This is a genomic window from Streptomyces sp. B1I3 (assembly GCF_030816615.1).
In the GTDB taxonomy this organism is placed as follows: domain Bacteria; phylum Actinomycetota; class Actinomycetes; order Streptomycetales; family Streptomycetaceae; genus Streptomyces.
In genome coordinates, this window is sequence record NZ_JAUSYD010000001.1 from 5,369,176 (window position 1) to 5,391,394 (window position 22,219).

A 22,219-nucleotide genomic window follows, 5' to 3' on the forward strand; every position below is an offset into this window, starting at 1 on the left:
CAAGGCGGACCGACCAAGGGTGTGATCAGTCGTGGCCATTTCACTGTCTGTGGTGCTTCTGCTGGGGATCGTCCTGGTGGTGCTGATCCGCGGCGGGTCCCTCAAGGGCGGGCCGGCGGTCGTCGCCGTGCTCTTCGGCTTCTTCCTGGCGTCGACGGGGATGGCGCCGTCGATCAACAGATTCATGAACTCGATAGCGGAGACGATCAACCAGATCAGCTTCTGATCCGCTTCCTCGCGGGCCCCGGCCGGTGCACCGGCGCGCGGACGGGGCCCGCCCCGGCGTGCGCGAAAGAGCCCGGCCCGGCAGTCACCTGCCGGGCCGGGCTCTTTCGTGTGGAGCGGGCGACGGGAATCGAACCCGCGTAGCTAGTTTGGAAGACTAGGGCTCTACCATTGAGCTACGCCCGCAAGCATCGCACCGCAGGTCCGTGGACCGCGGCACGGAAAGCATCGTAGCGGGTCGGGGCAGGTCCGCGCACACCCGTATCCGGTGCGCCCCGGGCCCGCTCCGCAAAACGGCCGACGCACCGCTTGCGGGCATGTACCCTACGTGTCGCACCGACGGGGTGTGGCGCAGCTTGGTAGCGCGTCCGCTTTGGGAGCGGAAGGTCGTCGGTTCGAATCCGGCCACCCCGACCACCAGCAAGATCGCACAGGCAAGATCGCGTTGTGGGAGTCATCCCGCTTGCCGTTACTATGCAAATTGCGTGCCCGTGTGTCTGATGTACCGGGCTCGATCCGCGAAGCCGCCTCTCGGCGGCCCAGCAGAACCCCAAGAAGTCAGCCACCAAGGAGACCGAACCGTGAAGAGCGCCGTGGAGACCCTGAACCCGACTCGGGTTCGGCTCAGCATCGAGGTGCCCTTCGAGGAGCTCAAGGACAGCCTCGACGCGGCGTACAAGAAGATCAACCAGCAGGTCACGGTGAAGGGCTTCCGTAAGGGCAAGATCCCCAACCGGATCATCGACCAGCGGTTCGGCCGTGGTGCTGTGCTGGAGGAGGCCGTCAACGACGCCCTTCCGAAGTTCTACACCGAGGCTGTCAGCGAGGGTGAGCTCAATGTTCTGGGCCAGCCCGAGGTAGACATCACCGAACTCAAGGACGGCGAGCTGCTGGCCTTCACCGCCGAGGTGGACGTCCGTCCCGAGATCGCGATTCCGGACTACTCCGGCATCGAGGTCACCGTGGACGCACTCGAGGTCACCGAAGAGGACGTCGACAAGGCCGTGGAGCAGCTGCGCGAGCGCTTCGCCTCCACCAACCCTGTCGAGCGCGCCGCCGCCGAGGGCGACGTCGTGACGATCGACCTGGAGGCCAAGGTCGACGGAGAGGTCCTGGAGGACGGCATGGCCGCCGGTGTCTCGTACACCATCGGTTCCGGCGAGCTCCTCGAGGGCATCGACGAGGCCGTGACCGGCCTGGAGGCCGGTGGCGAGGCCACCTTCACCTCCGAGCTGAAGGGCGGCTCCGCCGAGGGCAAGGAGGCGGAGGTCACCGTCAAGGTCACCGCCGTCGCCTCCCGCGAGCTGCCTGAGCTGGACGACGACTTCGCGCAGATGGCGAGCGAGTTCGACACGCTGGCCGAGCTCCGCGAGGACAGCCGCAAGCGCCTCGAGAACACCAAGCAGTACGACCAGGCCACCCAGGCCCAGGAGCGCGTCCTCGACGAGCTCCTGAAGCTGGCCGAGGTCCCGATCCCCGAGAAGCTCCTCGCGGACGAGGTCCAGACCCGCAAGCACAACCTCGAGCACCACCAGCTCGGCCAGATGGGTCTCGACCTCGAGAAGTACCTCGAGATCCAGGGCAAGACCCTGGAGGAGTTCGAGAACGAGACCTCCGAGCAGGCCGTCAAGGGCATCAAGACCCAGTTCATCCTTGACGAGCTCGTCAACAAGGAGAAGCTGAACGTCAACCAGGAGGAGCTCACCGAGCACCTCATGCGGCGTGCAGCCTCCTCCGGCATGAGCCCCGACCAGTTCGCCCAGGCCGTCGTCGAAGGCGGCCAGGTGCCGATGCTCGTCGGCGAGGTCGCCCGTGGCAAGGCGCTCGCCGTGGTCGTCGAGGCCGCCAAGGTCGTCGACACCAACGGTGAGATCGTCGACCTCGAGGATGACGAGGACGAGACCACGGAGACGGCCGAGGCCGCCACCGAGGACGCGTCCGAGGCATCCGCCGGCGAGAAGAGCGACGAGAAGTCCGAGGCCTGAGCCTCGCACTGATCGGCTCGTCCGATCGCACGACGGGCTCCGGACGTACAGCGTCCGGAGCCCGTCGGTATATCGGCCCCCACCCCCACCGGAACCCTTGTGCGGCCTGCTGACCTTGCGCTCCCAGCGAACAGTTGGGGAACCGGGATGGCGTTGTCCCACCTGCGCGTTAGGGTCCATGAAGAGGAAGGGTCGGGTAGTCCCGGCCCACCCGGTACGAAGACGCTGAGACGGCCGGAGCCGTCAGAGACGAGCAGGTGGATACGTGACGAATCTGATGCCCTACGCCGCCGGAGAGCCGTCCCTCGGTGGAGGCCTCGGTGACCAGGTCTACAGCCGACTGCTCGGCGAGCGCATCATCTTCCTCGGCCAGCAGGTCGACGATGACATCGCCAACAAGATCACCGCACAGCTTCTGCTCCTTGCCGCCGACCCGGACAAGGACATCTACCTCTACATCAACAGCCCCGGCGGCTCGGTGACGGCGGGCATGGCGGTCTACGACACCATGCAGTACATCCCGAACGACGTGGTCACCATCGGTATGGGCATGGCGGCCTCCATGGGCCAGTTCCTGCTCACCGGCGGCAGCGCGGGCAAGCGCTTCGCGCTCCCGAACACCGACATCCTCATGCACCAGGGTTCGGCCGGCATCGGCGGCACCGCCTCGGACATCAAGATCCAGGCCGAGTACCTGCTCCGCACCAAGAGGCGGATGGCGGAGATCACCGCGCACCACTCCGGCCAGACCGTGGAAACGATCATCCGCGACGGCGACCGCGACCGCTGGTACACCGCGGAGGAGGCCAAGGACTACGGCCTCATCGACGAGATCATCACGTTCGCGTCGGGCATCCCGGGCGGCGGCGGCACCGGCGCCTGATCCGGTCTCCACCGGACCTCGCGCCCCCGCAGTCCTCTCGTACGCCACTCGTACGCCGAGCAGCCCCCAGCCCACATGAACGCCACCAGGATGGTGAACACCCACATGAACAACTTCCCCGGCGCCTCCGCGAGCGGTCTCTACACCGGCCCGCAGGTGGACAACCGCTACGTCGTCCCGCGCTTCGTGGAGCGCACCTCGCAGGGTGTGCGTGAGTACGACCCGTACGCGAAGCTCTTCGAGGAGCGCGTGATCTTCCTCGGCGTCCAGATCGACGACGCCTCGGCCAACGACGTCATGGCGCAGCTGCTGTGCCTGGAGTCGATGGACCCTGACCGTGACATCTCGATCTACATCAACAGCCCCGGCGGCTCGTTCACCGCGCTCACCGCGATCTACGACACGATGCAGTTCGTGAAGCCGGACATCCAGACGGTCTGCATGGGCCAGGCGGCCTCCGCCGCCGCCGTCCTGCTGGCGGCGGGCACGCCGGGCAAGCGCATGGCGCTCCCGCACGCCCGGGTGCTCATCCACCAGCCGTCCTCGCAGACCGGCCGTGAGCAGCTCTCCGACCTGGAGATCGCGGCCAACGAGATCCTGCGGATGCGCAGCCAGCTCGAGGAGATGCTGGCCAAGCACTCCACCACTTCGCTGGAGAAGATCAGCGAGGACATCGAGCGCGACAAGATCCTTACGGCGGAGGACGCTCTCGCGTACGGTCTGGTGGACCAGATCGTTTCCACCCGCAAGACCACAGCCGGCGCATCCGTCTGACGTCGGTCTTTCCCCTTGGCACGTTCCGTTTCCACGGCCCCGGCCGTGTGAACCGTGCCAAGGGGGGCCCGAACGGGGGGTCAGGCAAGGTACCGTCGGATAGAGGCACCAGGAGCCGCTGAACCAGGCTGCTCCCAGGCGAAGGGGAAGCACCTCGTGGCACGCATCGGTGATGGCGGCGACCTGCTCAAGTGCTCGTTCTGCGGAAAGAGCCAGAAGCAGGTGAAGAAGCTCATCGCAGGACCCGGTGTGTACATCTGCGACGAGTGCATCGATCTCTGCAACGAGATCATCGAGGAGGAGCTCGCAGAGACCTCCGAGGTGCGGTGGGAGGAACTCCCCAAACCGCGCGAGATCTACGAGTTCCTCGAGGGGTACGTCGTCGGGCAGGAGCCCGCGAAGAAGGCCCTCTCGGTCGCTGTGTACAACCATTACAAGCGGGTCCAGGCCGGGGAGAACGGCGGCGGGAATCGTGACGACGCGATCGAGCTCGCCAAGTCCAACATCCTGCTGCTGGGTCCCACGGGCTCCGGCAAGACGCTCCTCGCGCAGACACTGGCCCGCATGCTCAACGTCCCGTTCGCCATCGCCGACGCGACGGCGCTGACGGAGGCCGGCTATGTCGGCGAGGACGTCGAGAACATCCTGCTGAAGCTGATCCAGGCCGCGGACTACGACGTCAAGAAGGCCGAGACCGGGATCATCTACATCGACGAGATCGACAAGGTCGCCCGCAAGAGCGAGAACCCGTCGATCACCCGTGATGTGTCGGGCGAGGGCGTCCAGCAGGCCCTGCTGAAGATCCTGGAGGGCACCACCGCCTCCGTACCGCCGCAGGGCGGGCGCAAGCACCCGCACCAGGAGTTCATCCAGATCGACACGACGAACGTGCTGTTCATCGTGGGCGGTGCCTTCTCCGGTCTGGAGAAGATCATCGAGTCGCGGGCCGGCGCGAAGGGCATCGGCTTCGGCGCGACGATCCGCTCCAAGCTGGAGATCCAGGCGAGCGACCAGTTCCAGGAGGTCATGCCGGAGGACCTGGTGAAGTTCGGGATGATCCCGGAGTTCATCGGCCGCCTTCCCGTACTGACCTCGGTCCACAACCTGGACCGCGAGGCGTTGCTCCAGATCCTGGTCGAGCCGCGCAACGCGCTGGTGAAGCAGTACCAAAGGCTGTTCGAACTCGACGGTGTGGAGCTGGACTTCGAGCGGGAGGCGCTGGAGGCCATCGCCGACCAGGCGATCCTTCGCCAGACCGGTGCACGTGGTCTGCGGGCCATCATGGAGGAAGTCCTCCAGTCCGTGATGTACGAGGTCCCGTCCCGCAAGGACGTGGCCCGCGTGGTCATCACCCCGGACGTCGTCCGCAACAACGTCAACCCGACGCTGGTCCCGCGCGAACCGCGCACGATCGGCAAGAACGACGGCGGCCGCCACGAGAAGTCCGCGTAGCGGCAGCGGACCGCATACGCCGAAGGGGCGCCCGGCCACCGGCCGGGCGCCCCTTCGGCGTATGCGGTCAGATCTTGGTGCGTGAGGTGTTGTACAGCTTGGCGGCGAGGGCGGCCGTCTCGTCCTGGGACATCGACTTGTTGGTCATGGCCCCGCCGATGTCGATGCCGATGACTACCCCGACCGTGCTGTAGTCGGCCCAGATGCAGACCGGCAAGGTCATGTCCTTCGGTCCCTTCTCCACGGAGCCGTCGGCGTCCTCGTTGACGACCTTGACGCTCTGGCACTTCATCAGTGCCCCCTCGAAACCGGCCGGAGTGACGTTCTTGGGACTACCAACCAGCGATCCCTTGGCGTTCTCGTCCATCGCCGCCTCCTTCTCGGCGTTCTTGAAGGAGCCGTCGATGACCTTCTCGGGGTCCTCGATCTCGCCCCAAACGCCCTGCAGCATGAGCATCTTTGTGGTGAGCGGGTTCACCTCGATGTCGCCGCTCATGTACTTCGCGCCGACCTCATTCGGGTTCTTTACGCCCATGGCCTCGGCCTTGGCCTTGTCCTCGCCCTTCATCGCAGACCCGGACTCGGCCTCGGAGGTGTCCTTCTTGTACGCGTCCACCGAGGCGGCCGGCGTGAGCTTGTACCCCTTGGTGGAGTCCGCGACGTCGCCGTTGCCTGAGCCCCCGCCCGACGTGAAGAAGTACACCCCGCCCGCGACCACGGCCAGCGCCACGACTGCCGCGCCGATGATCAGCCCGGTCTTCTTCTTCGGGGCGCCCGGCTGGGGCGGCATGCCGCCGTACGGCTGCTGGCCGCCGTACGGCGGAGTGGGCGGCTGCTGGCCGTACGGGCCGGGCTGCTGCGGGTAGCCGTAGCCCGGCTGCGGGGGCTGCTGCTGCGGCGGGACACCCTGGGGGGCCTGCTGCGGGTAGCCGTAGCCGGGCTGACCCTGCGGGGCGCCCTGCGGCGGGCCCTGCGGCGGCGGGCCGCCGTACGGGCCCGGCTGCTGTCCGTACGGTCCGGGCTGGCCCTGCGGCGGCTGCCCGCCGTACGGGCCCGGCTGGTTGTAGCTCATTGCGCTGTCCCCTCCAGAATGCTTATGCGTTCCGAACATCCTGACGGAAACGGCGCTGACATGGGGCATCGAGCCGTACACCGTTACTGAACAAACCGGTTTCAGTGCACGACTGTGACGCCCCTAAACTGTGTGCCGTGACCGAGAACGCAGCGCAGCAGCCAGCCAGCACCCCCGAACTGCCGACCCAGTACGCGCCGGCCGAGGTGGAGGGGAAGCTGTACGAGCGCTGGGTGGAACGTGGGTACTTCGAAGCCGACGAGCACAGCGACAAGCCGCCGTACAGCATCGTCATCCCCCCGCCGAACGTCACCGGAAGCCTCCACCTGGGGCACGCCTTCGAACACACGCTGATCGACGCCCTCGTCCGCCGTAAGCGCATGCAGGGCTTCGAAGCGCTGTACCAGCCCGGTATGGACCACGCGGGCATCGCCACCCAGAACGTCGTCGAGCGCGAACTCGCCAAGGAGGGCAAGTCCCGCCACGACCTGGGCCGCGAGGCCTTCGTCGAGCGCGTCTGGCAGTGGAAGAACGAGTCCGGCGGCCAGATCTCCGGCCAGATGCGCCGTCTCGGCGAGGGCGTCGCCTGGTCCCGCGAGCGGTTCACCATGGACGAGGGCCTGTCCGACGCCGTCCAGACCGTCTTCAAGCGCATGTACGACGACGGGCTGATCTACCGGGCCGAGCGCATCATCAACTGGTGCCCGCGCTGTCTGACCGCGATCTCCGACATCGAGGTCGAGTACCAGGAGGACGACGGCGAGCTCGTCTCCATGACGTACGGCGAGGGCGACGAGACAATCGTCGTCGCCACCACCCGCGCCGAGACGATGCTCGGTGACACCGCCGTCGCCGTCCACCCCGACGACGAGCGCTACAAGCACCTGGTCGGCAAGCAGATCAAGCTGCCGCTCACCGACCGCACCATTCCCGTCGTCGCCGACCACCACGTCGACCCGGAGTTCGGCACCGGCGCGGTCAAGGTGACGCCCGCGCACGACCCCAACGACTTCGAGATCGGCAAGCGCCACGACCTGCCGAACATCGCGGTCATGGACGAGCGCGCCGTCATCACGGTCCCCGGCCCCTTCGAGGGCCTGGACCGCCTGGAGGCCCGCTCCGCCATCGTCGCCGCGCTGCGCGCCGAGGGCCGGATCGTCGCCGAGAAGCGGCCGTACACCCACTCCGTGGGCCACTGCTCGCGCTGCAAGACCACCATCGAACCGCGCCTGTCCCTCCAGTGGTGGGTCAAGGTCGGCCCGCTGGCCGAGGCCGCGGGTGACGCCGTCCGTGACGGCAAGGTCAAGATCCACCCGCAGGAGATGGAGAAGCGGTACTTCGACTGGGTGGACAACCTCCACGACTGGTGCATCTCCCGCCAGCTGTGGTGGGGTCACCGCATCCCCGTCTGGTACGGGCCGAACGGCGAGGTCGTCTGCGTCGGACCGGACGACGAGGCGCCCACCGGCGAGGGCTGGACGCAGGACAGCGACGTCCTGGACACCTGGTTCTCCTCCGGCCTGTGGCCGTTCTCGACGCTCGGCTGGCCCGAACGGACCGACAGCCTCGCGAAGTTCTACCCGAACTCCGTCCTGGTCACCGGCTACGACATCCTCTTCTTCTGGGTCGCCCGGATGATGATGTTCGGCCTGTACGTCAACGACGGCGTCCCGCCGTTCGGCACGATCGTCCTGCACGGGATGGTCCGCGACGAGCACGGCAAGAAGATGTCGAAGTCCTTCGGCAACGTGGTCAACCCGCTGGACTGGATGGACAAGTACGGCTCCGACGCGCTGCGTTTCACCCTCGCGCGCGGCGCCAACCCGGGCACCGACGTCCCGATCGGCGAGGACTGGGTCCAGGGCTCGGCGAAGTTCTCCAACAAGATCTGGAACGCCACCCGCTTCGCCCTGATGAACGGCGCCACGATCGAGGGCGAACTGCCCCCGGTCGAGGAGATGTCCGTCACCGACCGCTGGATCCTGTCCCGTCTCAACAAGACGGTCGCCGACGTCGACGCGTTCTACGACGACTACCAGTTCGCCAGGATCAGCGAGGCGCTGCGCCACTTCGCCTGGGACGAGGTCTTCGACTGGTACGTCGAGCTGTCCAAGACCACCTTCTTCGCGGGCGGCCGCCCGGCCGAGGTCTCGGGCCGGGTCCTCGGCGAGGTCCTCGACGTGATGCTGCGCCTGCTGCACCCGATCGTCCCGTTCGTCACCGAGGCGCTGTGGACCGCGCTCACCGGACGCGAGTCGATCGTCATCGCGCAGTGGCCGACCGACTCCGGTTTCCGCGACGACGCGGCCGAGAAGGAGATCGAGCTCGTCCAGCAGGTCGTCACGGAGGTCCGCCGCTTCCGCAACGACCAGGGCCTCCAGCCCGGCCAGAAGGTCCCGGCCGAGCTCACCCTGACCGGTACGCCGCTCGCCCCGCACGAGGCGGCCGTCCGGCAGCTGCTGCGCCTGCAGCCCGCCGGGGACGGCTTCCAGGCCACCGCTTCACTGCCGGTCGCCGGGGTCACCGTCGCGCTCGACCTCTCCGGCACGATCGACGTCGCGGCCGAGCGCAAGCGCCTGACCAAGGACCTGGAGGCCGCCGGGAAGGAGAAGGCCCAGGCCACCGGGAAGCTCGGCAACGAGGCCTTCCTGGCCAAGGCGCCGGACAACGTGGTCGACAAGATCCGCGGCCGGCTCTCCAAGGCCGAGGCGGACATCGAACGCATCTCCGCCCAGCTGGCGAACCTGCCGCAGGGCTGATGAGCTGAACACGGAGCCCCCGCACCCCCGACCGACCGGGAGCGCGGGGGCTTCGCCGTGCGTGGGACGTGCGGCACGAGGGCCGCCCACCGGGGCCGGGACCGCCACCGGGCCGGGGCCGCCCCTCGGGCCGAACCTCCCTCGCAGGCACACGGCGGGACGTCGCGGACCCGCCCTGACCACGCCCGCCCGGGACGTCACGCCGGGCGCTGCACGCGATGCCCCCGGCCATCCGTAGACTGGCCCTGTGAGTGAGCCCCGCCCTTCAGACCGGCACGACGCGTCAGATTCCGACGGCACCTTCGAGGAGATCGTCGACGAAGCGACCCAGCGCGACCCCGACCTGGCGGTGATCGAGGCCGGGAGCCGCACGCTGCGCACCCAGTCGGGCCCGGCCCAGGCCGAAGCGGTGCCCGCCCGCCCCGCCGACCCGGAGACGGACAGGGCACTGCGCGCCGTGGAGCAGGAGCTCGCCGGCCGCTGGGGCGAGACCAAGCTCGAGCCGTCCGTGACACGCATCGCGGCCCTGATGGACGTGCTGGGCGAGCCGCAGCGCGCCTACCCCTCGATCCACATCACCGGGACGAACGGCAAGACGAGCACCGCCCGCATGATCGAGGCCCTGCTGAACGCCTTCGAACTGCGCACCGGCCGTTACACCTCCCCGCACGTCCAGTCGATCACCGAGCGGATCAGCCTGGACGGCGCCCCGATCGACCCCCAGCGCTTCATCGAGACGTACGAGGACGTCAAGCCCTACGTCGAGATGGTCGACGCCCAGCAGCCCTACCGGCTGTCGTTCTTCGAGGTGCTGACGGGCATGGCGTACGCGGCATTCGCCGACGCGCCGGTCGATGTCGCGGTCGTCGAGGTCGGCATGGGCGGAACCTGGGACGCGACGAACGTCATCGACGGCTCCGTCGCCGTCGTCACCCCCATCTCGCTCGACCACACCGATCGCCTCGGCACCACCCCCGCCGAGATCGCGGACGAGAAGGCCGGAGTGATCAAGCAGGGCGCGACGGTGATCCTGTCCCAGCAGCCGGTCGACGCCGCCCAGGTGATGCTGAAGAAGGCCGTCGAGGTCGACGCCACGGTGGCCCGGGAGGGCATGGAGTTCGGCGTCGTCTCCCGCGAGGTCGCCGTCGGCGGCCAGCTGCTGACGCTGCGCGGACTCGGTGGCGAGTACGACAACATCTTCCTCCCGCTCTACGGCGCGCATCAGGCGCACAACGCCGCGGTGGCTCTCGCCGCCGTGGAGGCGTTCTTCGGCATCGGGGCCGAGCAGGCCCGCACCCTCGACGTCGAAGCCGTCCGCAAGGCTTTCCTCGCGGTGCTCTCCCCCGGCCGTCTGGAGGTCGTGCGGTCGAGCCCGACCGTCGTGCTGGATGCCGCCCACAACCCGGCGGGGGCCGCTGCCGCCGCCGAGGGGATCTCCGAGGCGTTCAGCTTCTCCCGGCTCATCGGGGTCGTCGGCGCCAGCGAGGGCAAGGACGTCAGGGGGATGCTCGAGGCCTTCGAACCGATCTTCGCCGAGGTGGTCGTGACGCAGAACTCCAGCGCCCGGGCGATGGACGCCGACGCGCTCGCCGCGGTCGCCGTGGAGGTCTTCGGCCACGACCGTGTCCAGGTCGAGCCGCGCCTGGACGACGCGATCGAGGCGGCCATCACCCTCGCCGAGGAAGAGGCCGAGTACGCGGGCGCCGGGGTCCTGGTGGCCGGGTCCGTCATCACGGTCGGCGAGGCCCGGCTGCTTCTGGGAAGGCGCTGACCCATGCGTACGCTCTGTGCTTCGACCCTGATCGGTGAGTTCTTCGTGATCGGCTTCGCCGGCCTGGTGGCCATGAAGCTCGACGGCATGCCGATGGCCACGGTCTGGACGGTCTGCGGCATCGGCATGCTGCTGTCCGTCCTGCTCTGCGGCATGATCACCCGTCCCGGTGGTGTGCAGCTCGGCTGGGCGCTGCAGGTCGCCCTCTTCCTCAGCGGTCTCTTCGTCCCGATGATGTTCATCCTCGGGGTGGTCTTCGGCGCCCTGTGGTGGGCCTCGGTGCACTACGGCCGCACGATCGACGAGGCGAAGGCACGGTGGGCGGCGCAGGCGGAGGCCCGCGAAGCCGCAGAGGCGCAGGGCTGAGGATGACGGAGCGTAAACCCCGCCGTCGGACCCTTTCCGTACCCCTGTAATCTCAGGGCTCCCACCGCACCCGTAAGCCTGCAAGGAGCCGCACATGACGCAGCGCACACTCGTCCTTCTCAAGCCCGACGCCGTCCGGCGCGGGCTGATCGGCGAGATCGTCGGCCGCATCGAGCGCAAGGCCAACTGGACGATCACCGCGCTGGAGCTGCGCACGCTGGACCAGGCGACGCTGGAGCAGCACTACGGCGAGCACAAGGGCCGTCCGTTCTACGAGCCGCTGGTGGAGTTCATGGCCTCCGGTCCCGTCGTCGCTCTTGTGGCCGAAGGCGAGCGGGTGATCGAAGGTATCCGCGCCCTGGCCGGCCCCACCGACCCGATCGCCGCCGCGCCCGGCTCCATCCGGGGTGACTTCGGCACCATCACCCGGGAGAACCTCATCCACGCCTCGGACTCCGAGGAGTCCGCAGAGCGGGAATTGAAACTTTTCTTCCCCGGACTTTCCTGACTTCGGCTCGGCCAAACAGCGCTCATGACCTGGGGCGACCGAAGTAATTCGGCCGCCCTTCGGCATAGGCTCAGGTATCGCGGGAACGCATCGTTCCGACGTAACGTCACCATGGGTGGGACGGGCGACCGTTCCACCCACAAAGGCGAAGGACCCTCGCGCTGTGTCCGTGCATACGGCACTACGATGGAAGCTTCCACGCCCGCAGTGCCACCCTCGCCTACCTGGAACAAGCCATTTTTCGCTTCCTGGAAGGCCCGACGCATCCTCATGGGGAACAAGGGGAACTCAATGTCGTTCATCGGCCGTGACATGGCTATCGACCTCGGGACTGCCAACACGCTGGTGTACGTCAGGGGGCGCGGCATCGTCCTGAACGAGCCGTCCGTCGTGGCCATCAACACCAACACCGGCGGAATCCTCGCGGTCGGCTCCGAGGCCAAGAAGATGATCGGCCGCACGCCGGGCAACATCGTTGCCGTGCGGCCGCTCAAGGACGGCGTCATCGCCGACTTCGAGATCACGGAGCGCATGCTCCGCTACTTCATCCTGAAGATCCACAAGCGCCGCTACCTGGCCCGCCCGCGGGTCGTCGTCTGTGTGCCCTCCGGCATCACAGGGGTCGAGCGACGCGCCGTCATCGAGGCGTCGACGCAGGCAGGCGCGCGCCAGGTGCACATCATCGAGGAGCCCATGGCCGCGGCCATCGGTTCCGGCCTGCCGGTCCACGAGGCCACCGGGAACATGGTCGTCGACATCGGTGGCGGCACCACCGAGGTCGCCGTGATCTCGCTCGGCGGGATCGTCACCGCCCAGTCGATCCGGGTCGCCGGTGACGAGCTGGACAACGCGATCATCCAGCACGTCAAGAAGGAGTACTCCCTCCTTCTCGGTGAGCGCACCGCCGAACAGATCAAGATCACGATCGGCTCGGCCTACGACCTGGACAAGGACGAGCACACCGAGATCCGCGGGCGCGACCTGGTCTCCGGACTGCCCAAGACCGTGGTCATCTCTGCGGCCGAGGTCCGCAAGGCCATCGAGGAGCCGGTCAACGCGATCGTCGACGCCGTGAAGACGACGCTCGACAAGTGCCCGCCGGAGCTCTCGGGCGACGTGATGGACCGCGGCATCGTCCTCACCGGCGGCGGCGCGCTCCTGCGCGGACTCGACGAGCGGCTGCGCCACGAGACGGGCATGCCGATCCACATCGCGGAGGACCCGCTGGACTCGGTGGCGCTCGGATCCGGCAAGTGCGTCGAGGAGTTCGAGGCGCTCCAGCAGGTCCTGGACGCCCAGCCCCGACGGTAGGACCCGGCGTTCCGCCGTACGGGCACTGCCGTCCCGTGCGGCGGAACGTTGATATACAGGCACGAATATTCCGACGAGGAAGGCACGGCCGCCGCACGTGAGGGACACACGAGAGAGCCGGCTGCTCCTGGTGCTGCTGATCGCCATCGCATTCGCCCTGATCACGGTCGATATCCGCGGTGGTGAGGAGTCGCCGGTGGACGGGGCCCGGCAGGCCGCCGCCACGGCCTTCGGGCCGGTCGAGAACGGAGTCGCGGCCGCGGTGGACCCGGTGGGCAACGCCATCGGCGCCGTACGGGACTCCGGCGACCGGCACGACCGGATCGCGGTTCTGGAGCGCGAGAACGCAGAGCTCAAGACGAGGCTCGGCAGCGACGACCGCACCGGCAGCAAGGTGCGCCAGCTCGACAGCATGCTGAAGAGCGCCGGGGCCGGCCAGTACGGCATCAAGGCCGCCGAAGTCATCGCCATAGGAGCGGCCCAGGGCTTCTCCTGGACGATCACCATCGACGCCGGTGCCGCCGACGGCCTCAAGCGCGACATGACCGTAATCAACGGGGAGGGCCTCGTCGGCCGGGTCACCACGGTGGGCCCGAACACGGCGACCGTGCTGCTGGCCAACGACCCCGACTTCACCGTCGGCACGCGGATGGAGAAGACCGACGAGCTCGGTTTCGCCACCGGCCAGGGATCCCGGCCGCTGTCCGTCCAGTTCCTCAACGGCAAGGCCAAGGTGAGCAAGGGCGACCGGCTCGTCACGTTCGGCTCCAGCAAGGACAAGCCCTTCGTGCCCGGCGTCCCGGTCGGCGAGGTCGTCCGCGTCGATCCGTCCGGCGGTGACCTCACCCGGACCGTCTACGTGCGTCCGTTCGTCGGCTTCACCAAGCTCGACATCGTCGGCATCGTCGTCCAGGCGCCTCGCGAGAATCCGCGCGACATGGTCCTGCCGAAGCAGCCCAAGAAGCCGGAGAAGCCCAAGCCCACCCCCACCGTCACCGTCACCGCCCAGCCGAACGGGGACCTCGTGGACGCCGACGGCAAGGTGGTCGGCAACATCAACGAGAAGCCCGACGCGGAGGCCGGCGGCAGCGCCTCCCCGGATGCCGCCACAGACGCCGGTGACGCGGCAAACGAGCAGAGGTAGAGCTGATCCCCATGCCCTTCAACCGGACACTGCTCTCCGTCGCCCTGGTCGTCGTCGCTCTTGTCGTCCAGGTCTCGGTACTCGCGCGCCTGCAACTCCCCGGCGCCACGCCTGATCTGCTGCTCCTCGTCGTCCTCGGACTCGCGTTCGTGTACGGCCCCGTCAGCGGCTCCCTCATCGGCTTCGGCGCGGGGCTCCTCGCCGACCTGGCACCGCCCGCCGACCACGCCGCCGGACGCTACGCCCTCGTGCTCTGCGTCATCGGGTACGTCGCCGGAATGGCCCGGCCCGAGAACGGCCAGCTCAAGTCGGCGTTCACCCCCATGGCCTTCGTCGTCGCCGCGGCGATCGGATCGACGCTGCTCTACGCGGGTGTCGGCTCCCTCGTCGGTGACACGGCCGCCCGCCATGTCGGCCTGGGCAGCCTGCTGTTCACCGCCGTGGTGTACGACCTGCTCCTCGCGCCGTTCACCGTTCCGCTGATCATGGCGCTGGCCAGACGCACCGAGAACGACCCGGTCGCCGACGCCGGCGGCGGGGACGTCGCCGCGGGCTGGCTGGCCTCCGGCACCGGGCTGCGGATCGGCAGCCAGCGGGGCGGGATGCGCCTGAGGGCAGCCCGCAGCCGCGCCGCACGCGCAGGACGGATCAAGGGGGTCAAGCGACTGTGACGCCGCAGCAGCACCGGACGGCCACCGGGGGCGACCCCCGTACGCCCGGCCGGCCCACCACCGGGGGCGCCCCGTGAGCAACATCCCGGAGACCGGACGGACCCCGCGGGTCCGGATCCGGCTCGTCGTCATCCAGGTCCTCGTCTTCTCCCTGCTCCTGACGCTCGGCGGCCGGCTCTGGTACCTCCAGATCCGCAACGGCCAGGAGTACACGGACGAGGCCAAGAACAACCACGTCCAGCAGGTCGTGCAGCCGGCCGTCCGCGGCTCCATCCTGGACGCGCGCGGCGTGCCCCTCGCCGACAACGAGACCCGCCTCGTCGTCTCCGCCAGCCGCACCGAGCTGATGAAGATGAAGGACGACGGCGTCGCCGTCCTCACCCGGCTCGCCGACGTCCTGGACATGCAGCCCAAAGAGGTCCAGGACAAGGTCCGGCTCTGCGACTCCAAGACCCCGCAGCCCTGCTGGAACGGCTCGCCGTACCAGCCCATCCCGGTCACCGACGAGGCCACCACCCAGCAGGCCCTCACGATCCGTGAGCGCGCCGAGGACTTCCCCGGCATCACCGCCGAGCCCACCGCCGTACGCCGCTACGCCGCACCCGGCAAGGCCAACACCGCGCAGGTCCTCGGCTACCTCTCGCCGGTCACCGACGAAGAGGTGACCAAGGCCCAGGACACCGACTCGCCCTACCTGCGCTCCGACCAGGTCGGCCGCTCCGGCCTGGAGCGCACGTACGACAAGGAACTGCGCGGCAAGGCGGGCGTCACCCGGTACGAGGTCGACAACCTCGGCCGTGTCATCGGCCAGGCGAAGAACGACGAGGCGGAGCCCGGGGCGAGCGTCGTCACCTCCATCGACGCCCGGGTCCAGGCCGTCGCCGAGTACGAGCTCAACAAGGCCATGGAGACGGCCCGCAAGGAGATGGACCGCAACACCAACGAGTTCTACAAGGCCGACTCGGGCGCCGTCGTCGTCATGGAGGCCAAGACCGGCCGCATCGTCTCGATGGCGTCGCTGCCGACCTACGACCCCAACGCCTGGATCGGCGGTATCTCCGCCAAGGACTACGCGAAGCTCACCGGCAAGAAGTCCAACTTCCCGCTGCTGAACCGCGCCATCCAGGGCACCGCCGCCCCCGGCTCCATCTTCAAGGTCATCTCCTCGACGGCCGCGGTCAACGCCGGGTACCCGTTCGACGGCAACTACCCGTGCCCCAGCTCGTACAACGTCGGCGGCCAGACCTTCAAGAACTTCGAGTCCCAGGGGTACGGCAGCATCAGCATCGGCCGCGCCCTCGAGGTCTCCTGCGACACCGTCTACTACGGCCTGGCGCACAGGGAGTGGCTGAAGGACGGCGGCAACAAGCCCAAGAAGAACCCCGGTGACTGGTTCTACAAGACCGCCCACCAGTTCGGCCTCGGCAAGGAGACCGGCATCGACCTCCCCAACGAGGTCCCCGGACGGGTCCCCGACCGCAAGTGGAAGCAGGACTTCTACGACGCGAACAAGACCTCGTGGTGCAAGCAGGGCAAGAAGGACGGCACGTACGTCGAGAAGATCGCGTACGAAGGCTGCGTCGAGGGTTACAAGATGCGTGCCGGTGACTCCGTCAACTACTCGATCGGCCAGGGCGACACCCTCGTCACCCCGATCCAGATGGCGACCATCTACGCCGCGATCTCCAACGGCGGCACGCTGTACGACCCCACCGTGGGCAAGGCCGTGGTCAGCGGAGACGGCAAGACCGTCCAGGAGATCAAGCCGCAGGCACACGGCAAGCTGCCCTTCAAGGGAGACACGCGCGACAAGATAGACCAAGCCCTCGCGGGAGTCGCGACCCGGGGCAGCGCCGCCTGGCGATTCGGCGGATGGCCCCAGGACAAGATCCCGATGCACGCCAAGACGGGAACGGCCGAGGTCTACGGCAAGCAGACGACCTCCTGGTTCGCCACATACACCAAGGACTACTCGATCGTCATGACGATCTCCCAGGGCGGTACGGGCTCCGGGGCGTCCGGGCCCGCCGTGCGCAACATCTACAACGCGCTCTACGGACTCGACGCAAAGGGGAAGCAGAACCTCAAGAAGGCCCTTCTGCCCAAGCCCCAGGCGACCCTGCCGAAGATCCAGCCGGACGGCACGATCGACGCACCGAAGGTCACGCCGTACGCCCCCGAGCCGCCGGCCGACGAAGGCACGCAGGCACTCGCGGGTGCGCTCGCCGGGGCTCCGGGGAGGCGGGACTGATGGCGGGCTTCTCCGTTTCGCGCTACGCCCCCGAGCGTTCCTTCCTCGCCAGGCTCACCGCCCGCGACTCCGTCGTACGGCGGCTGGACTGGCCGCTCCTCGGCTCGGCGATCGCCCTGTCGTTCATCGGGTCGCTGCTGGTCTGGTCGGCGACCCGCGGCCGTGACTCGCTCACCCACGGCGACCCGTACTACTTCCTGTTCCGCCACGTCCTCAACACCGGCATCGGCCTGGCGCTGATGATCGGCACGGTCTGGCTCGGGCACCGCACCCTGCGGGGCGCCGTGCCGGTCCTCTACGGGATCTCCGTCCTGCTGGTCCTCGCGGTCCTCACCCCGCTCGGCGCCACCGTCAACGGCGCCCACGCCTGGATCATCATCGGCGGCGGCTTCTCCCTGCAGCCCTCCGAGTTCACGAAGATCACGATCATCCTGGGGATGGCGATGCTGCTCGCCGCCCGCGTCGACGCGGGCGACCAGCTGCACCCCGACCACCGGACGGTCGCCAAGGCGCTCGGTGTGGCGATCATCCCCATGGCGGTCGTCATGCTGATGCCCGACCTCGGCTCCGTCATGGTCATGGCCGTCATCGTGCTCGGCGTCCTCCTCGCCTCCGGCGCGTCCAACCGATGGGTCTTCGGGCTCCTCGGCGCGGGCACGACGGGTGCCGTCGCGGTCTGGCAGCTCGGGCTGCTCGACGAGTACCAGATCGCCCGCTTCGCGGCCTTCGCCAACCCGGCGCTGGACCCCGCGGGCGTCGGCTACAACACGAACCAGGCCCGTATCGCGATCGGCTCCGGGGGGCTCACCGGGACCGGCCTGTTCAACGGCTCGCAGACCACGGGGCAGTTCGTCCCCGAACAGCAGACCGACTTCGTCTTCACGGTCGCAGGCGAGGAGCTGGGCTTCCTCGGCGCCGGGCTGATCCTCGTCCTGCTCGGTGTCGTCCTGTGGCGCGCCTGCCGCATCGCCCGCGAGACCACCGAGCTGTACGGCACCGTCGTGGCCGCCGGGATCATCGCCTGGTTCGCGTTCCAGTCCTTCGAGAACGTCGGGATGACGCTCGGCATCATGCCGGTGGCGGGGTTGCCGCTGCCCTTCGTCTCGTACGGCGGGTCGTCGATGTTCGCCGTCTGGGTGGCGATCGGACTGCTCCAGTCGATCCGGGTGCAACGACCGATAACTGCCTGATCCGGTACACACCGCCCTGCATATCCGCCCCGGTCGCGGATACATTCGATGTATGGCGGACTCCAAGCGAGAAATCGAGCGGAAGTACGAAGCCGCGACCGGCACCCGGCTGCCCGACCTGAGGAAGGTGGCCGGGGTCTCGGTCGTCGTCCACCGGGGCGTGAGCGAACTCGACGCCGTCTACCACGACACCCATGACTTCCGCCTGGCCGCGGACTCCCTCACCCTGCGGCGCAGGACCGGCGGGAGCGACGCCGGCTGGCACCTCAAGTTCCCCGTCGCCCCCGGCGTCCGCGACGAGATCCAGGCCCCGCCGGCCGACGCACTCCCCGGCAGCCTCGCCGCGCTGCTCCGCTCCCGGGTCCGTGACGCGGACATCGTCCCCGTCGTCCGGCTCCGCACCAGCCGCGACATCCACCACCTCCTCGACGACGAGGGCGGCCTCCTCGCCGAGCTCAGCGTCGACAAGGTCCGCGCCGAGCGGCTTGTGCAGAGCGGCGGCCCCACGGTGGCCTGGACCGAGATCGAGGTCGAGCTCGCCGACGACGGCGACCCCGCGCTCCTGGACGCCGTCGAGAAGCGGCTGCGCAAGGCGGGGGTGCGGCCCTCGGCCTCCACCTCCAAGCTGGCCAGGGCCCTGGCCGAGACCGCACCGGACACCGCACCCACAAGCAGGAGGGCGCAGGCGGCCCCGGTGACCGCGGGGGACCACGTCCTGGCCTACGTACGGCGGCAGGCGGAGGCGATCGTCGCCCTCGACCCGGAGGTACGGCGGGACCTGCCCGACTCCGTCCACCGGATGCGGGTCGCCACCCGCCGGCTGCGCAGCGCCTTCAAGACGTACCGTGCCCTTCTCGACCGGGCCGTCACCGATCCCATAGGCGACGAGCTGAAGTGGCTCGCCACCGAGCTCGGCGCCGGACGCGACCACGAGGTGCTCGACAAGCGCCTGCGCGCCCGGCTCGGCGCCGTCCCGCAGACCCTGCTGCTGGGCCCGGCCACCGCCAGACTGCACATCTGGTCGACCGCCCACGGCATCGAGTCCCGGGAGCGCGTCCTGGCCGTGCTGGACGGCGAGCGCTACCTCGCCCTCCTGGAGAGCCTCGACACACTCCTCACGAACCCGCCGCTGCGCAAGGCCGCTGGCCAAGCCCCCGCCAAGGCGCTGCCCCGGGCCGTCCTGAAGGACTACGAGCGCCTGGCCGCCCGGGTCGCCCACGCCTTCGAGCAGCCGCCCGGCCACGACCGGGACGTGGCGACGCACGAGGCCCGCAAGGCAGCCAAGCGCGCCCGCTACGCGGCGGAGGCCGCCGGGCCCGCTCTCGGGAAGCCCGCCAAGAAGTTCGCCAAGCGGATGAAGGCCGTGCAGTCGGTGCTCGGCGACCACCAGGACAGCGTGGTGGCCCGCGACACCCTGCGCACCCTGGCCGTCAAGGCGCACACGGCGGGGGAGACAGCCTTCACCTGGGGTCTGCTGTACGGGGAGGAGGAAGCGGCCGCCGCCGGCCGGGAGCGTGAACTGCCGCAGGTGTGGGCGAGGGCGTCGAGGCCCCGGCTGCGGGCGGCGCTGAAGGGCTGAGCACCGGGGTACGCTGGATGGTCACCCCTGCCGGTCCAGCTCACGAAAGTCCTCAGATGTCTGCCGAGTCGGTCTTCCCACAGCTCGAAGCTCTGCTCCCGCATGTGCAGAAGCCCATCCAGTACGTCGGCGGTGAGCTGAACTCCACCGTCAAGCCGTGGGACGAATGCGACGTCCGCTGGGCACTCATGTACCCGGACGCCTACGAGGTCGGGCTCCCCAACCAGGGCGTCATGATCCTCTACGAGGTGCTCAACGAGCGCGAGGGCGTCCTCGCCGAGCGCACGTACAGCGTCTGGCCGGACCTCGAGGCGCTGATGCGCGAGCACGAGGTTCCCCAGTTCACCGTGGACAGCCACCGCCCCGTCGGCGCCTTCGACGTCTTCGGGCTCAGCTTCTCCACCGAGCTCGGTTACACCAACATGCTCACCGCACTGGACCTGGCGGGCATCCCGCTGGAGGCCAAGGACCGCACCGTCGATCACCCGATCGTGCTGGCGGGCGGGCACGCCGCGTTCAACCCCGAGCCGATCGCGGACTTCATCGACTGCGCGGTCATCGGCGACGGCGAGCAGGCCGTCCTGGAGATCACCGAGATCATCCGCGCCTGGAAGGCCGAGGGCAGGCCGGGCGGCCGCGAGGAGGTCCTGTTCCGGCTCGCGAGGACCGGAGGCGTGTACGTCCCGGGCTTCTACGACGTCGAGTACCTCCCCGACGGCCGCATCGGCCGCGTCGTGCCCAACAAGTCCGGGGTGCCGTGGCGCGTGTCCAAGCACACCGTCATGGACCTCGACGAATGGCCGTACCCCAAGCAGCCCCTCGTTCCGCTCGCCGAGACCGTCCACGAGCGGATGTCCGTGGAGATCTTCCGCGGCTGCACCCGTGGCTGCCGTTTCTGCCAGGCCGGCATGATCACGCGCCCCGTACGGGAGCGAAGCATCACCGGCATCGGCGAGATGGTCGAGAAGGGCCTCAAGGCCACCGGCTTCGAGGAGGTCGGCCTCCTCTCGCTCTCCTCCGCGGACCACAGCGAGATCGGTGACATCGCCAAGGGCCTCGCCGACCGGTACACCGAGGACAAGATCGGCCTCTCCCTGCCCTCCACCCGTGTCGACGCGTTCAACGTCGACCTGGCCAACGAGCTGACCCGCAACGGCCGCAGGTCCGGGCTCACCTTCGCCCCCGAGGGCGGCTCCGAACGCATGCGCAAGGTCATCAACAAGATGGTCTCGGAGGAGGACCTGATCCGCACGGTCGCCACCGCGTACGGCAACGGCTGGCGCCAGGTGAAGCTGTACTTCATGTGCGGTCTGCCCACGGAGACCGACGAGGACGTCCTCCAGATCGGCGACATGGCGGTCAACGTGATCGCCAAGGGCCGCGAGGTCTCCGGCCAGAACGACATCCGCTGCACCGTGTCCATCGGCGGCTTCGTCCCCAAGCCGCACACCCCCTTCCAGTGGGCCCCGCAGCTCAGCGCCGAGGACACCGACGCCCGGCTGAAGAAGCTCCGGGACAAGATCCGCGACGACAAGAAGTACGGCCGGTCCATCGGCTTCCGCTACCACGACGGCAAGCCCGGCATCGTCGAGGGCCTGCTCTCCCGCGGCGACCGCCGCGTCGGCTCGGTCATCCGTGCCGTCTACGAGGCCGGCGGCCGCTTCGACGGCTGGCGCGAACACTTCAGCTACGACCTGTGGATGAAGAGCGCCGAGAAGACGCTGCCCGGTTTCGGTGTGGACGTCGACTGGTACACCACCCGCGAGCGGACGTACGAGGAGGTCCTGCCGTGGGACCACCTGGACTCCGGCCTCGACAAGGACTGGCTCTGGGAGGACTGGCAGGACTCGCTCGACGAGACCGAGGTGGAGGACTGCCGCTGGACCCCGTGCTTCGACTGCGGCGTGTGTCCTCAGCTCGACCTCGACATCCAGATCGGCCCCACCGGCAAGAAGCTCCTGCCGCTCACCGTGGTGAAGTAGCCGTGGACCGGCGGGTGATGTAGCCCTGCCCGGGTGACAGCCCGGTGACGAAGGCCCAGACCGGGAACCCCCCGGTCCGGGCCTTCGCGTCTTGGCGCGGCACGGACTACGACAGGGACCGGTAACCCACGCCGTACGGGTCCCGTCCGGCGTGGGTGACCGGCCGGCGCCGCTGCGACGTGGGTCCACCGGACGGTGTGCACGCCGGTGGGGCGCGTCCTGCGGGCCGGGGTCCGGACGCCCGTCCGGCGGGCCGCCCTGGAAGCGGGGCGCGCGGTCCCGGAGACCCTGCGCAC

General features: G+C 68.8%; 17 protein-coding genes and 2 tRNA genes. 17 read left to right on the top strand and 2 right to left on the bottom strand.

What is annotated here, in order from left to right; translation table 11 throughout:
• Window positions 1–31 precede the first annotated feature (31 nt).
• Window positions 32–226 (top strand): hypothetical protein, encoded by a 195-nt coding sequence (locus tag QFZ58_RS24430; protein WP_307127038.1) that lies wholly within the window; start codon window positions 32–34, stop codon window positions 224–226.
• 111 nt (window positions 227–337) lie between these two features.
• Here QFZ58_RS24430 and QFZ58_RS24435 read toward each other — a convergent pair.
• Window positions 338–411: transfer RNA gene (locus QFZ58_RS24435), tRNA-Gly, on the bottom strand.
• A 154-nt stretch (window positions 412–565) separates the two neighbouring features.
• Between QFZ58_RS24435 and QFZ58_RS24440 the strand changes: the two genes are divergently transcribed.
• The 5 genes from QFZ58_RS24440 to clpX all read left to right on the top strand — a co-directional run bounded on the left by QFZ58_RS24440 (window position 566) and on the right by clpX (window position 5,319).
• A tRNA-Pro gene (locus QFZ58_RS24440) sits at window positions 566–642 on the top strand.
• A 164-nt stretch (window positions 643–806) separates the two neighbouring features.
• Complete coding sequence (tig, locus tag QFZ58_RS24445) at window positions 807–2,210, top strand: trigger factor (protein ID WP_307127039.1); 1,404 nt, start codon at window positions 807–809, stop codon at window positions 2,208–2,210.
• Between the two features lie 277 nt (window positions 2,211–2,487).
• On the top strand, window positions 2,488–3,093 hold the full coding sequence (locus QFZ58_RS24450; RefSeq protein WP_307128976.1) for an ATP-dependent Clp protease proteolytic subunit: 606 nt from the start codon (window positions 2,488–2,490) through the stop codon (window positions 3,091–3,093).
• A 90-nt stretch (window positions 3,094–3,183) separates the two neighbouring features.
• Window positions 3,184–3,867 (top strand): ATP-dependent Clp protease proteolytic subunit, encoded by a 684-nt coding sequence (locus QFZ58_RS24455; RefSeq protein WP_307128977.1) that lies wholly within the window; start codon window positions 3,184–3,186, stop codon window positions 3,865–3,867.
• 156 nt (window positions 3,868–4,023) lie between these two features.
• On the top strand, window positions 4,024–5,319 hold the full coding sequence (gene clpX / locus QFZ58_RS24460; protein WP_145801542.1) for an ATP-dependent Clp protease ATP-binding subunit ClpX: 1,296 nt from the start codon (window positions 4,024–4,026) through the stop codon (window positions 5,317–5,319).
• Window positions 5,320–5,386: 67 nt separating this feature from the next.
• On the opposite strand, the gene QFZ58_RS24465 is transcribed toward clpX, so the two are convergent.
• Window positions 5,387–6,391 carry a hypothetical protein gene (locus tag QFZ58_RS24465; RefSeq protein WP_307127040.1) on the bottom strand — a complete coding sequence of 335 codons (1,005 nt, stop codon included), beginning with the start codon at window positions 6,389–6,391 and terminating at the stop codon, window positions 5,387–5,389.
• A gap of 137 nt (window positions 6,392–6,528) precedes the next feature.
• Between QFZ58_RS24465 and QFZ58_RS24470 the strand changes: the two genes are divergently transcribed.
• The 11 genes from QFZ58_RS24470 (at window position 6,529) to QFZ58_RS24520 (ending at window position 21,923) form a co-directional block, all read left to right on the top strand.
• Entirely contained in the window at window positions 6,529–9,150 is a 2,622-nt protein-coding gene (locus tag QFZ58_RS24470) for a valine--tRNA ligase (RefSeq protein ID WP_307127041.1), read from the top strand.
• A 247-nt stretch (window positions 9,151–9,397) separates the two neighbouring features.
• Window positions 9,398–10,921: a folylpolyglutamate synthase/dihydrofolate synthase family protein gene (locus tag QFZ58_RS24475; RefSeq protein WP_307127042.1), complete on the top strand. Its 1,524-nt coding sequence runs from the start codon at window positions 9,398–9,400 to the stop codon at window positions 10,919–10,921.
• A gap of 3 nt (window positions 10,922–10,924) precedes the next feature.
• Window positions 10,925–11,287 carry a DUF4233 domain-containing protein gene (locus QFZ58_RS24480; RefSeq protein ID WP_307127043.1) on the top strand — a complete coding sequence of 121 codons (363 nt, stop codon included), beginning with the start codon at window positions 10,925–10,927 and terminating at the stop codon, window positions 11,285–11,287.
• Window positions 11,288–11,381: 94 nt separating this feature from the next.
• Window positions 11,382–11,795: a nucleoside-diphosphate kinase gene (gene ndk / locus QFZ58_RS24485; protein WP_307127044.1), complete on the top strand. Its 414-nt coding sequence runs from the start codon at window positions 11,382–11,384 to the stop codon at window positions 11,793–11,795.
• A gap of 291 nt (window positions 11,796–12,086) precedes the next feature.
• The gene (locus tag QFZ58_RS24490; RefSeq protein WP_307127045.1) at window positions 12,087–13,106 is read left to right on the top strand and encodes a rod shape-determining protein; all 1,020 of its coding nucleotides are present in this window, start codon (window positions 12,087–12,089) and stop codon (window positions 13,104–13,106) included.
• Between the two features lie 97 nt (window positions 13,107–13,203).
• Complete coding sequence (mreC, locus tag QFZ58_RS24495) at window positions 13,204–14,250, top strand: rod shape-determining protein MreC (protein WP_307127046.1); 1,047 nt, start codon at window positions 13,204–13,206, stop codon at window positions 14,248–14,250.
• Between the two features lie 11 nt (window positions 14,251–14,261).
• On the top strand, window positions 14,262–14,921 hold the full coding sequence (mreD, locus tag QFZ58_RS24500) for a rod shape-determining protein MreD (RefSeq protein WP_307127047.1): 660 nt from the start codon (window positions 14,262–14,264) through the stop codon (window positions 14,919–14,921).
• 73 nt (window positions 14,922–14,994) lie between these two features.
• Window positions 14,995–17,172, top strand: coding sequence for a penicillin-binding protein 2 (gene mrdA / locus QFZ58_RS24505; protein ID WP_307127048.1), 2,178 nt, complete (start codon window positions 14,995–14,997; stop codon window positions 17,170–17,172).
• Window positions 17,172–18,362: a rod shape-determining protein RodA gene (gene rodA / locus QFZ58_RS24510; protein ID WP_307127049.1), complete on the top strand. Its 1,191-nt coding sequence runs from the start codon at window positions 17,172–17,174 to the stop codon at window positions 18,360–18,362. Before mrdA ends, rodA begins: the two co-directional genes overlap by 1 nt.
• A 52-nt stretch (window positions 18,363–18,414) precedes the next feature.
• Complete coding sequence (locus QFZ58_RS24515) at window positions 18,415–19,941, top strand: CYTH and CHAD domain-containing protein (RefSeq protein ID WP_307127050.1); 1,527 nt, start codon at window positions 18,415–18,417, stop codon at window positions 19,939–19,941.
• Between the two features lie 56 nt (window positions 19,942–19,997).
• Window positions 19,998–21,923, top strand: coding sequence for a TIGR03960 family B12-binding radical SAM protein (locus tag QFZ58_RS24520; protein WP_307127051.1), 1,926 nt, complete (start codon window positions 19,998–20,000; stop codon window positions 21,921–21,923).
• Window positions 21,924–22,219: the final 296 nt, after the last annotated feature.